Genomic DNA, 13,006 nt, shown 5'->3' with positions numbered 1-13,006 from the left:
GGAAGTTTCCATGATCATAGAACCCATGATTGAAGGCGTTGTTGCTCGTACCGCTCATCCAACCGGATGCGAGCATTCAGTAATAAAACAAATCGAATATTCACAACAAGCCACTCCAATAAAATGCGGGCCAAAACGCGTTCTTATCATTGGTGGTTCTTCTGGCCTTGGTTTAGCAGCGCGCATAGCACTCACCTTCGGTGGCGCAAACGCAGACACCATTTCCGTTTCATACGAACGAGGGCCCTCCAGTAGATCAGTAGGCTCTGCTGGTTATTTCAATGACATATTCTTCCAAAAACACGCACAAAAGTCTGGCCGTGTTGCGATCAATATCCAAGGTGACGCTTTTTTACCTCAAACTAAAGCTGAAGTGATTGAAGCCATTGAGACCTATTTTGAAGGTGAAGTGGATTTAATTATTTATAGTTTGGCAAGTGGTGTTCGCCCAAAGCCCAATAGTGACGATATGTGGCGTTCGACCATAAAACCGATTGGGCAGGATGTTTCAGGGTCGTCTGTATCTTTGGAGACCGATCAATGGGTAGAAACATCACTTCACTCAGCCAGTGAAGAAGAAACAGAAGCCACACTAAAAGTGATGGGGGGAGAAGATTGGGAAAACTGGATTGATGCCTTGATCAATGCGGAGTCCATCGCTGAAGGCTGTAAAACTATTGCATTTTCTTACATTGGCCCAGAGTCGACACATGCAATCTATCTCGATGGAACGCTCGGGCGAGCAAAAATCGATTTGCACCAAACCAGTCACGCTTTGAATCTTAAAATGGCAAACTTCAGTGGCGGTGCCTATGCCACTGTGTGTAAAGCACTGGTAACCAAAGCAAGTGTGTTTATTCCCGGCCTCACCCCGTATATTCTCGCCCTTTATCGGGTAATGAAACAGGAAGGGACTCATGAAGGCTGTATTGAACAAATGCAGCGCCTTTTCAGAGAGAAACTCTACTCAGGCTCCCCTATTCCTTTGGATAGTGAGCGATTGATCAGAATGGATGACTGGGAGCTGAGCCCAGCTATTCAGAGCCAAGTGAGTGTGTTGCTTGAAAAAATGAACAGTCAGAACTTCAAAGAGCTTGGTGACTATGCTGGCTTTAAGCAAGAGTTTTTGAACATTAACGGATTCGGATTCAGCGAAATAGACTATACCAAACCCGTTGACTTAAGTGATTTTACGCGCTGATTATTCGCCTACCAAGTATGTCTTATTTTTGAAACACACATACAACAAGCGCCCTGCCTTACTGACAGGGCGTTTTTTTAAACGTAGCATCTGCCTTTCTTAATAATAAGAACGAAGGTTGTCTCCCAAGCACGCCTCTTCTCCTGCTTCCTACTAAATAGCGACTATTATTAACATAAGGGCTAGGATTGCCCGGTTAGAAGGCTAAGCTGCCAGGGATAAAAAATGTATGTCAAAAATCAATACTACAAACTTGGTCATTCCTGACGAAATGACCAGTGGTTGGCAAAATATTGTCGACTTGCTCGCAGAGATTGTGTCAGTACCCACCGCATTGATCATGCGTATTTACCCACAACATATTGAAGTTTTTTCGTCGAATAACAACGGAAACCACCCCTATCGTGTGGGTGATTCAGAAACGCTGGGGCAAGGCCTGTACTGTGAAACCGTTGTCAATGAACAAAGTCAGCTTATTGTACCAAACGCTGAGATAGACCCTGCATGGCAAGACAATCCAGACATCAAGTTTGGCCTGCTGGCTTACTGTGGTGTTCCTATTAAGTGGCCGAATGGCGATACTTTTGGCACCATCTGTGTACTCGACAATAAAGAAAACCACTTTTCTGAGACCTATCAGCAATTGATAGAAAGTTTTCGTGACTCTATCGAATCACAACTAAAAACACTCTATCAGCATGAAAAGCTAAAACACCTCAACTTAGAGCTCAAATCAAGAGTACATACTCGCACTCAGGATCTTGTAGATCTCAACTACTCTCTGAATCAAGAGATAGATAAACGGCGCGCCGCTGAACAAAAAATTCGCTACCAGCAAAGACATGACTTGGGTACTGGCTTTTTAAACCGTTCCGCACTTGAGCATGAAGCGGAACACTTTATTAAAGATGTGGGAATCAGCCCTTCGTTACAGGCGGCAGCTATCCATATTGGTTTTACCAATGGTCGCAGAATCCAGTCAAAATATGGCTACAGTTCATGGGAAGATGTATTAATTCAATACCGAGAAAGGCTGGGTGATTTAAGCCAGTATCAGATTCTAACCGCTCGCCCCACTTCCACCAATTTAGTATTACTGATTGAATCATCTCAGCTCGACGTTGACTTAAACATTCTCAGCCATCTACTAGTCGAAGTTAGTCAATCTGAATTTGATATTGATGGCGATATTCTTCACCTTAATGCGTATATTGGAATCAGCACAACCAACGACACACTTTGCCCAAAGAACTTACTAAAGTACGCTTCTGAAGCTATGCAATCGTGTAAAGATTCAGGGCATAAATTCAGTTACTACTCACAAGCGATCGCTGATATTCAGAAGCACATAAATCAGATGGAAAGCTATTTATTGCAAGCAGTACGTAATGATGATTTGTTGCTCTACTTCCAACCGAAAGTGTCACCGACGACACATAAATGGACAGGCGCTGAAGCTCTACTGAGGTGGCGTCACCCTATTCTGGGTGATATTTCCAATGAAACTCTTATCCATATGGCCGAGCAAAACGGGCTGATCTTCGAAGTTGGCAGTTTCGTACTTCGAGCCGCTATTCAAAAAGCCGCTGATTGGATGGAACATGTGGACGATTTTAAAATCGCCGTTAATATTTCAGCGATACAGCTTAAAAACCCGCATTTTATCGAGCAAGTTGAAGATCTGCTCAACGCTTACCAGCTTCCAGCTAAGTTTCTAGAACTTGAGATCACTGAGAGTGGCTTAATTGATGATGAAGTCACTGCGCGAAATACTTTACTTGCTCTGAATAATCTAGGTGTAACGCTGTCGCTCGATGATTTTGGAACTGGTTATTCTTCCTTTAATTATTTGAAAAAGTTTCCATTTGACGCGATTAAAGTTGATAGAAGCTTTGTTCAGCAATTGGACGACAGTGAGGAAGATAAAGAAATTGTCAGGTCAATCATTCATGTTGCCAAAAAGCTCAACTTAACCGTCACCGTTGAAGGTATAGAGAGCGAAAGTCAAGAGAGCTTTATCATTAAAGAAGGCTGTGAATATGGGCAAGGTTACTTCTATGGCAAACCTATGCCATGCGATGAGTTTGAAACCAGCTTGCTCAGCCAAAATTACCCCAGTCATACCAACATGACTTATCAGTAGCTTAACCCTTTACTCTGTGGCGAGCGATTCTTATAATCCTCGCCTTCATTTTATCTCGCTTGAGAACGTCTTATGGACCAGCTAACTGCTACGCTAAAAAAAATCGAAAAACAGAATTATCGCGCTTACCAGCAAATCAAAGGTCAGTACGACTTTAGCGATTACACATTCTATATCGACTATGTTCAGGCTGACCCTTATGCATCAGCTTCTCGCGTACGTGCTATCCGCCCTTGGTCAGTTACTGGATTACAGTGGTTACGTGATAAGTCTCAAACGTATCAAATGGCTGCTCGCGACTTTATTGCACGAAGCTTTGCCGAGTTTGCTAAGCATGAAAACAGCATCAGTATCGCTTTAACCGGACAAACCGTTTTGGATAGCACCGCTGTGTTGTTTACTGAAGCTGGCATCGAGCTCAGATTCCGCGTTAATCTTCCGGCAGAAGGCCGTTCAGTGCTGGGCAAAAAAGCCAACAATATTCTGACATTCCATCTTCCAAAGTTTATTCGACGTGCAACCCTAGAACGTGAGTTAGATAAAGAAGCCCTAATCCATCATTGCGAAATCGTTGAAGATCAGGAATTTATTCGTAGCAAGCTTGATGAGCTTAACCTACTTGCTTTTGTGGGTAACGGCTCTGTATTACCTCGTGTCGCTGGCAACTGTGATTTGCCGATGAAAGACGCCGTTACCCTTAAAGCTCCTGAATCTTTGCAAGTTAGCTTTACAACTCCAAACCAAGGCATTGTCCAAGGCTTGGGTATTAAAAAAGGCATTACCTTGATCGTCGGTGGCGGATTCCATGGTAAATCCACTCTTCTTAACGCCATTGAGCGCTCAATTTACAACCACATCCCTGGTGATGGACGTGAACTTGTAGTGACAAACCTGAACGCAATGAAGATACGTGCGGAAGACGGTCGCTGCGTGCACAATCTCAATCTTTCCAACTATATTAATCACCTTCCGATGGGCCGTGATACCAAAGACTTCTCCACTCAGGATGCATCAGGTTCAACCTCTCAAGCGGCCTGGCTGCAAGAGTCTATTGAAGCAGGTGTGCAAGGCATTCTAATTGATGAAGATACGTCTGCAACCAACTTTATGATTCGCGATGAACGTATGCAGGCTCTGGTTAGCAAAGGGGATGAACCAATCACCCCTTTAGTTGATCGTATTGGGCAGCTTCGCGATGAGCTAGATATATCGACTGTTATCGTCATGGGGGGATCTGGTGATTACTTGGATGTCGCTGATACCGTGATTCAAATGCACGATTACCAAGCCGTAGATGTCACCGAGAAAGCCCAACAAGTGGTAGAGCAACATCCAACAGAGCGACATAATGAGTCAGAAAATGCTCTAAGGACATTCCGACCAAGAGCGCTCAACAGAGCAGCATTGCAAAAAATACTGGCTGATGGGAAATTCCGTGTGTCAGCAAAGGGCATAGATTCTCTGCGTTTTGGTAAAGAATTTACTGACCTCAGTGCGTTGGAGCAGATTGAGTCCAGCTCGGAGATCAACGCCATCGGTTGGCTGTGGTTCCAATTAGCACAATTGCCTGGTTGGTCTGAAAACCCTGCAAAAGAAGTCCAACAGATTTTACAGGGCGACTGGTGTCAAAACATGCCGAATCAAGGCGACCTTGCTAAGCCAAGAACTCTTGATGTGATGGCCGCGCTAAACCGGATGAGAAAGTCGCATTTTAAAGCGACATCGTAATGAGATAGTCTAGAAAGACTCCACGTAAAAAGCGCCTTGATTGGCGCTTTTTTTGTTAGTGTCTGAGTACATGCCATGCTTCACAAAGCACTCGAAAACGCTCACTATTGCCGTTTTCTCTGTCTGGGTGCCACTTAAGCGCGAGTTTACGCCATGTTTTACGTATTTCCGTTTGGCTAGCGTCGCGCGGTAACTTGAATAAGGACAGTGCTTTAGCACGGTCCATATCATCATTTGTACTGCCTACAAACTCTCGGTATCGAGTCCAGAATTCATTCAGTAGGCGTTTAACCTCACCCTCTTCTGCTTCATAGTTGTGCCAATCTAGATAATAATCCCGCAGCGGATCCTCATGATCCACTTCATGACCAAACACTCGTGACTGAGGCATTAAGACAATGTCCATCGCCTGCACCTGTAACCAATTATCTGGATATAAGGTTTCCTGAAGCTGATACAGAGCATTCATGATTAAGAAATTGCGCTTGAAGAGATCTTTTTCCGGTGAACCATCAAGTACAGGTAACAGTTCGAGCTCACTGAGGTGGGAAGATAATGTATGAACTTTCCATCCTGAAGGCTGCTTTCTGAGGATTTCCATGATAGGCCACAGCAGAGGATTCTCCATATACTGCTGGAACTGGGCCGCGACTTCCTGATGCTCGTTCATATCCACTCACTAGGGGTTTATTTTTAATAAAAATCCAAAATGGCCCGTTTGTCGAGCGAATATCTTAGATTTAAGGATCGTGACCCAAAAAAAGAGCCAGCGGTTGCTGGCTCTTTCTAATAAACTGGCTGTTAGATAACACCTAACTCACGTAGTCGTTCCATCAAGTAACTGTCGGCTGTATGACGTTCAGACAATACCACTTCTGGTTTAGGATGCAAAAACAAAGGCAATGAAATGCGCGACGTTTCCTGACGTTCACCAGTAGGGTTAATCACTCTATGCGTCGTCGATGGAAAGTAACCACCAGAAGCTTCTTGGAGCATGTCGCCAATATTGATGATTAAATTACCAAAATCACACGGCACATCAATCCAAGCGCCATCTTTACCTTTCACTTGCAGGCCTGGTTCATTTGCCGCTGGAAGAACGGTTAACAGGTTAATATCTTCATGAGCTGCAGCGCGGATTGCCCCAGGCTCTTCATCACCTGTCATTGGTGGGTAATGAAGGACACGAAGCAGCGTCTTATCACTATCCTTGATCATTTCAGAAAGCGCTACAGAAAATTTTTCTTGTACCTCTTTCGGTGCATATGCTTCAACCCAGCCTAGTAATTCTTGAGCAAATTGATTCGCACGATCATAGTAATCCATGATCTGCTCTTTAAGCTCTTCTGGCATCTGCCCCCAAGGGTAGATATGGAAATACTCCTTGATATCTTTAACTGTGTGGCCTTTTGCAACTTCTGAAACGGAAGGTGGGAAGTAACCATCTTGAGTTTCAACATTGTAGGTAAACTCGTTCTTACGCTCCGTCATGAAGAACTGATACCAGTTCTCATAGATAGATTCCACAAGCTCTTTTGGAATCGGGTGATTTTTTAGTACACCGAATCCAGTCTCACGAAGTGAGGTGACAAATTGCTGAGCAGCATCTTCAGCTAAATAATCGACAGTTTCCAGTTTCATGGCTTTACTTTTATTGTTTATGTAATAAGTGAGTTTGCGATTTTAAGTGTGACATATAGGTAAATCAAACTTTGATGAAATGAAAACGTTTGTTTGAGCTCTAACTGTGCGATATTTATGTCTTTCAACATAAATCGTTAAACACTTTTACCGGAAACATCTCAACCCACAATTGAACAATGTTTTATTGAGTGGCATGATTACGTTACGAACTGAATTAGGGAAAGTCTAATGAATCCGAATAAAGCTTCATTTTCAATATTACATTGGTTAACAGCAGCCTACACTTTAGTTTTCTTATTTTCTGCTATCTCCCCTTCTTCGTACCCAGTATGGATAGCAGAGATCATTCCTGCATTAGGAATCCTTGCCGTTATTTGGTGGGTCTCTAGACGCTTTCAGTTTTCCAACACTGCCTATTGTCTAATGTTTATTTGGCTAACCCTGCATACCATTGGTGCGAAGTACACCTTTGCTGAAGTACCATTCGACTGGTTTAACAACTTAATCGGTTCCGAAAGAAACCATTTCGATCGTGTCGCACACTTCTCTATCGGCTTATACGCCTACCCAATTGCTGAATACCTAATCAAAAAACAGCTGATGAGCATAAAACTAGCCATGGCTTTCGCTCTTTTCGCAATAATGTCTCTTGCTGCAGGGTATGAAATTATCGAATGGTGGTATGCTGCCCTCGCAGGCGGGGATGAGGGCATTGCTTTTTTAGGCTCTCAAGGCGACATATGGGATGCACAAAAAGATATGTTAATGGATACGCTTGGTGCATTACTTTCATTAACCTTGCTTGCGTCTCAACAGCGGGTGCTCTCTTCTATCCAAGTGAGGTAAGGGTTAAACCCTTCTGTAAACGGGACTTGAACAACCTGAGGTACCTCATAATTGTGATTAGAAACAATTACTTGTTCAAGTTCCGCATAGCACGCTTTCTTGGTTTTCATGATAAGTAGCGTTTCTTTATCGTTGCAGATTTTTCCTTCCCAAATGTAATGACTTCGAATCGGCATTGTCTGAATGCAGGCTGCTAAGCCTTTCTTAAGCGCAGACTCAATAATTTGCTGAGTAATGCTGTCACTATTTGATGTAGTCAGAGTAATACAGAATTGCCCACTCATAATTCGTATATCCTTATTTCTTAACAATGACTGGATAGTCATTCTCCACCAGCTCTTTGACAAAGCTTGAGCCAGATCCAGTGTAAGTCACCCATACTTTTTTCTTGGCACGCGTCAAAGCTACATAAAACAGACGCCTCTCCTCGGCATAGGGGAAGGTCTCACCAGTTTGGGTTAAAGCACCGTCAATGTGCAAGGCTTTAACACGAGCTGGAAACTGCCCTTCATCTACAGAGAGAACAATAACAAAGTCTGCCTCTTTACCTTTACTAGCATGGCAAGTCATAAACTCAATAGACAGCAAGGCGAATTGTTTTTGCCACTCAGAAAGCAGTTCAGGTTTATGATAATGATTTCTGCCAAGCATCAATACGGTCTGAGTACTTTTCGCTTTCCGATTAAGCTCATCTAAGATTTTTTCAACAGAGTTACTTGGCGCTAGTGTCACCGCTTTTGATTTCTGCTCTTTGTGACTTTTCAGCTCTTTTTCCAACTGAGCAGGGTTTTGCTGTATAAATTGATTCGCAACTTGCCCTATCTGATTATTAAACCGATAGGTCGTATCAAGATAATGAACGGTTGAGTGTGGGAAGCGCTCAGAAAAACCCGTCGTCAGGTCAACATCGGCCCCAGCAAATTCATAAATCGACTGCCAATCATCGCCAACGGCAAACAACACACAGTGTTGATCGTTCACGTGCTGACATAATGCTTCTACCAAGGCCAAGCGTTGTGGTGATATGTCCTGATACTCATCAATCATGATGTACTTCCAAGGTGCTTTGAGCTTACCTTTCGTAACATATTGGGTCGCTTTGGTGATCATGATATTAAAGTCGATATGTCCTTCGGCCTTCAACATCTCCAACCACGCCTGATAACAAGGCCAGACAAGCGAGAGTTCGCTGTTCAATCTGGTGTAATCGTTGTGATCCACTAATTTCTGTTGTATCTCTTTCTTAGTGCATCCCATTGATGACAATTGATTCAGCTGCTTATTTAACCAAGCAATCAGTTTCGGGTTCTCTACATGACTGCCGAGCTCATCATCACCTGCTAAATAAGCAATAGGCCATTTTTGAAGATGCTTTTGCCAGCGTTTAAATGCCGTTGGTGTCATCCAATGTTTCTTGAGCCAGTCGATGCACCAAGCATTTTTAAGATTGTCGTCTAAAGCAATAGGAGAAATGATAACAGCTTCATTCTCTACTTGATTTAGAATTTTTAAGCCCAGTTGGTGGAACGTATTTACCGTGACGTTTTCAGCACTGAGCCCTATCTTGGTCTCAAGACGCTGTTTCATCTCCTCAGCGGCATCGCGGCCAAACGCCAACATCAGTATGTCTTCAGCCTGCGCAAGGTGGCTTTGTAGTAGGTAAGCAACCCGTGCAGTTAAAACACTGGTTTTACCTGAGCCCGCACCTGCAAGAACAAGGTTGTTGTCGTCATTAAGCAAAACCGCTTGTTGCTGGGAAAGATTCAGTGGAGAAGACTCTATCTGTGAAAACAGTACTTTCCAATTGTCTAACTCAGTCACCATCCAGTTTTGATTACGTTCGGCCATTACCTCATCGGTTTGCTCTATCCACGGAATAATACTGGACATCCTTTCTGGCATCCTGAGAACGGCATCTTCTAGGGTCATTTCCATAGAAGAGAAGTCTTGATTCAGCTTATCAAGCCAACTATTCACGGTTGAATGTGTCAGAAATGCGGGCTGACGTTCAAAACCTCGAATCTCCATTTCCCACTCGGGTAAGAATTTATTGAGCTGAACACATTGATGCTGGTGCCACTTTTGATACGCCGCGACAGCGAATCTAGCGAAATCTCGACAGCGTTCCCAGGGAAGCCCTTGGATTAGCCAAGAACGCTGAACCCCACCTTCAGAATGAGCGAAAAACTGTAAGCCCCCCCAAAATAATCCTCGCTTAAGCTTCACTTTACCATTCCAAACATTAAACGGAATTCTCTCTTCGCAAGCTTTGGAACTGAGTACGAGGAAATCAGGCTCGAGGGAAACCTGATGATATTCATTTTGAATTAAATATTGTGCAGTCTTGTTGGCAATTAGCTGCATTCTTGCTTGTCCTTAAATTCAATTGCCGACATCATAACTCAACCGGATTGAAGAATGAAAAGATCCTGTCAATATCTATTGTTATGCTCACGATGTAGAAAAGGTAATCAAACAGACCCGTTTCTTTACCTGTATCAGAAGTTTACCATTGACTATTAGTTACAATAGTCAATACAAAGCCACACAAAGAATCGATAACGTGCAATTTATCAGTCAACTCCGCCTTTACTGGGTTAATAAGACCATAAACTACAGCCTGCTTATTTTGGTGACCTTATTGGGTGTTGTCATCCCAAGTTGGTATTACCCGATGGACGCTTACATTATTCCTCTCATTCTAGGCGTAATTGCGGCAGCACTTGCAGAAAGTGATGATAAATTTACCGGCCGACTCATCTCTATCACCTTAACATTGGCATGTTTCGCTATAGCGTCGTTCTCGATTGAGCTGCTATTTGATACACCGACTCTGTTTGCGGTTGGCCTGTTTGTATCCAGCTTTGGTTTTATTATGCTGGGCGCTATCGGCCCCCGATATGCCAGTATCGCATTTGGCTCTTTGCTCATCGCTGTCTACACCATGCTTGGAGCTCATGAAAGTACAAGTGTTTGGCTTCAGCCTTTGATGTTACTCGCTGGGGCATCTTGGTATTTTTTCATGTCGATACTCTGGTCCTCACTTTGGCCAATGCAGCCTGTCCAACAAAGTTTAGCGGCTGTATTTTTACAGTTAGCCAATTACTTAGACTCTCGCAGTCAGTTATTTCACCCAGTGACCAACTTGGATCCTCAGCCTTATCGTCTAAAAGAAGCCACACTCAATGCCGCAACCGTAACCGCCTTAAACCTATGTAAAGCGACATTATTGAGTCGTTCTAATCGCGGACATGTTGATGGGGCTAGCGACCGTTTCCTCAACATCTATTTCCTTGCTCAAGATATTCATGAACGAGTCAGCTCCAGTCATTATCGTTATCAAGAGCTTGCCGAACACTTTGAACGTTCAGATGTTTTATTCCGCTTTAAATACTTGTTAGAAACACAAGCCAAAGCATGTCGAGAGATAGCTCAAGCCATTCGATTAGGCAAGGAATACCAACACAGTGGAGAATCCGTCGTCGCACTGGATGAACTGATGAGTTCATTGAGTCATTTACAAGAGCAAAACAACCCCAAATGGAAATCTCTTCTTAATCAACTTAATTATCTATTCAATAACCTTGCGACAGTAGAAAAGCAGCTGAGTAACATCAGTAATCCAGATGCTGAAGCACTTGAAGAAGATGTACTCGATGATACTGAAGCACATACTCTCAGTGCTATGTGGATGCGTATCACTTCCCACTTCAACAAAGATTCAATGTTATTTCGCCATGCAGTGAGAATGTCTATTGCCCTAACCCTGGGTTACGGCATTATTCAAGCTTTTGATATTGAACGGGGCTACTGGATATTACTGACGACACTATTCGTTTGTCAGCCTAACTACAGCGCCACACGGCAAAAGCTTGTCGCCAGAGTACTCGGCACCCTTGCTGGCTTACTGATTGGGGTCCCGCTGCTGACTTTTTTCCCTTCACAGGAAAGCCAGCTGGTATTCATTGTTATCTCTGGTGTTGCCTTCTTTGCATTCAGGCTAGCAAACTATGGTTATGCTACAGGGTTTATTACCGTATTAGTCCTGTTCTGCTTCCATCAACTTGGTGAGGGGTATGCGGTTGTCCTCCCTCGCTTAGCCGATACGATCATTGGCTGCGCATTAGCGGTGCTCGCTGTCGCCTTTATTCTGCCTGACTGGCAATCTAAACGCTTACATAAAGTTATGGCGGACACTATTCAGGCTAACCGCCACTATCTTGCGCAGATCATTGGCCAATATCGGATTGGTAAAAAGGATAACCTAACCTATCGAATCGCTAGACGCAGCGCCCACAATCATGATGCAAACCTGACTAACGCTATCAGTTCAATGCTGGCAGAGCCTGGACGTTATCGCTCTGCTGTTGATGAAAGCTTCCGTTTTCTTACATTAAGTCATGCTCTGCTGAGTTATATTTCCGCGTTAGGAGCGCACAGAACAAGAATCAGTGACGAGGAGACACACAAGCTGGTGCTGGATGCACACCGTGTCATTCATCAGCATCTAGAGGTGTTATTCACTCAATTGAACGATCACTGCAATAGCTGTGATACCAGTGATATCGATGATCCTGCACTTGAAGCGAGGTTGGCAGAATGGCGTGAAGAGGATGACAACTCAGCCAAAATGGTATTGCAGCAGTTATATTTAATCTATCGAATGCTTCCCGAATTACACTCCTTAGCAAGTAAGTTTGCTGTCCGTGTCAATCAGTTGGATACTATCGATAAAAGCCAGTAATCATAAGGGGCCGCAATGGGTACACCCTCACGTTTCTCTAACACTCCCTGACATTATTCGGACATAATTTGACCTCTTTTTCATAAACTGTATTCAGATAATTCTTACGGGAGTAAGAAGATGGAAAGAAGCAGCTCTTGTTTTTCGAACCGACCATCTAGATTGATTCGAACGCAACATAATATGAATACAAAACAATTTGAACTGTTCAAAGAACAGATAAAAACACTAACCCCTCGTCAACTACGTGCATTGAGAGGTGAAATTACACAAACGTTGGAAGAGTCCAGCCGTGTTCTGGTTACAGATGAAGAGCAAAAACTGATCGCAAGTCTGTTTTCTTAGCACAACTTGCTGAAAACGCAAATGCACCTTAAGCTTAAATATGTAGGGGGTGTTTATGTCCGTCTCATTAGTCCAGCCCAGTTATCAACTGATTGAGCAGTCATCGAAAATGGCTGAGGAGGCTGCGCACGAAATCAACCAAGTTCCGCTTACCAACCCTATCCAAAAAGACGAATCTTACGAATTCAATAAAGTCGAATTTAAACAACCAGAACCTTCCCAAATCGAGCCAATGCTGAAACTGACACAAGCAGAACAGTACAGCCGCATAGGCACGAATATGCTGCAAAGAGATCAGGAGATGATAGGCACACTACTCGATATTCATGTGTAGGTATAAAAAGCAAACAGTTAT

General features: G+C 43.5%; 11 protein-coding genes. 7 read left to right on the top strand and 4 right to left on the bottom strand.

All coding sequences use genetic code 11. From position 1 onward, the window contains the following. Positions 1-10 precede the first annotated feature (10 nt). From fabV to L1D23_RS02310, 3 genes are all read left to right on the top strand, one after another. Positions 11-1,201, top strand: coding sequence for an enoyl-ACP reductase FabV (gene fabV, locus L1D23_RS02320; protein WP_239863994.1), 1,191 nt, complete (start codon positions 11-13; stop codon positions 1,199-1,201). Positions 1,202-1,430: 229 nt separating this feature from the next. After that, positions 1,431-3,344 (top strand): EAL domain-containing protein, encoded by a 1,914-nt coding sequence (locus L1D23_RS02315; protein ID WP_239863993.1) that lies wholly within the window; start codon positions 1,431-1,433, stop codon positions 3,342-3,344. A 72-nt stretch (positions 3,345-3,416) separates the two neighbouring features. After that, positions 3,417-5,072, top strand: coding sequence for an ABC-ATPase domain-containing protein (locus L1D23_RS02310; protein ID WP_239863992.1), 1,656 nt, complete (start codon positions 3,417-3,419; stop codon positions 5,070-5,072). A 55-nt stretch (positions 5,073-5,127) separates the two neighbouring features. Here L1D23_RS02310 and L1D23_RS02305 read toward each other — a convergent pair whose 3' ends face one another. Together L1D23_RS02305 and L1D23_RS02300 are read right to left on the bottom strand one after the other, a co-directional pair. Then, positions 5,128-5,742, bottom strand: coding sequence for a DNA-J related domain-containing protein (locus L1D23_RS02305; protein WP_239836254.1), 615 nt, complete (start codon positions 5,740-5,742; stop codon positions 5,128-5,130). A gap of 131 nt (positions 5,743-5,873) precedes the next feature. Further along, positions 5,874-6,713, bottom strand: coding sequence for a 2OG-Fe(II) oxygenase family protein (locus L1D23_RS02300; protein ID WP_239836253.1), 840 nt, complete (start codon positions 6,711-6,713; stop codon positions 5,874-5,876). A 231-nt stretch (positions 6,714-6,944) separates the two neighbouring features. On the opposite strand from L1D23_RS02300, the gene L1D23_RS02295 reads away from it, so the two are divergent. Then, complete coding sequence (locus L1D23_RS02295) at positions 6,945-7,562, top strand: DUF2238 domain-containing protein (protein WP_239863990.1); 618 nt, start codon at positions 6,945-6,947, stop codon at positions 7,560-7,562. Here L1D23_RS02295 and cutA read toward each other — a convergent pair. Both cutA and helD read right to left on the bottom strand, forming a co-directional pair. Then, on the bottom strand, positions 7,526-7,846 hold the full coding sequence (gene cutA / locus L1D23_RS02290; RefSeq protein ID WP_239863989.1) for a divalent-cation tolerance protein CutA: 321 nt from the start codon (positions 7,844-7,846) through the stop codon (positions 7,526-7,528). The two genes, L1D23_RS02295 and cutA, sit on opposite strands and share 37 nt — an antisense overlap. Before the next feature lie 13 nt (positions 7,847-7,859). Then, the gene (gene helD / locus L1D23_RS02285) at positions 7,860-9,926 is read right to left on the bottom strand and encodes a DNA helicase IV (protein ID WP_239863988.1); all 2,067 of its coding nucleotides are present in this window, start codon (positions 9,924-9,926) and stop codon (positions 7,860-7,862) included. Between the two features lie 199 nt (positions 9,927-10,125). Here helD and yccS point away from each other — a divergent pair, with 199 nt between their 5' ends. The 3 genes from yccS to L1D23_RS02270 all read left to right on the top strand — a co-directional run bounded on the left by yccS (position 10,126) and on the right by L1D23_RS02270 (position 12,985). Further along, positions 10,126-12,306 (top strand): YccS family putative transporter, encoded by a 2,181-nt coding sequence (gene yccS, locus L1D23_RS02280; protein ID WP_239863987.1) that lies wholly within the window; start codon positions 10,126-10,128, stop codon positions 12,304-12,306. 183 nt (positions 12,307-12,489) lie between these two features. Beyond that, the gene (locus L1D23_RS02275; protein WP_239863986.1) at positions 12,490-12,651 is read left to right on the top strand and encodes a hypothetical protein; all 162 of its coding nucleotides are present in this window, start codon (positions 12,490-12,492) and stop codon (positions 12,649-12,651) included. 55 nt (positions 12,652-12,706) lie between these two features. Next, entirely contained in the window at positions 12,707-12,985 is a 279-nt protein-coding gene (locus L1D23_RS02270) for a hypothetical protein (RefSeq protein WP_239836247.1), read from the top strand. Positions 12,986-13,006 lie beyond the last annotated feature (21 nt).

The organism is Vibrio sp. Isolate24 (assembly GCF_022398215.1).
Taxonomy (GTDB): Bacteria; Pseudomonadota; Gammaproteobacteria; order Enterobacterales; family Vibrionaceae; genus Vibrio; species Vibrio coralliilyticus_A.
The sequence above is the reverse complement of the archived record's forward strand: the minus strand, read 5'-3'. Positions and strand labels throughout refer to the sequence as shown.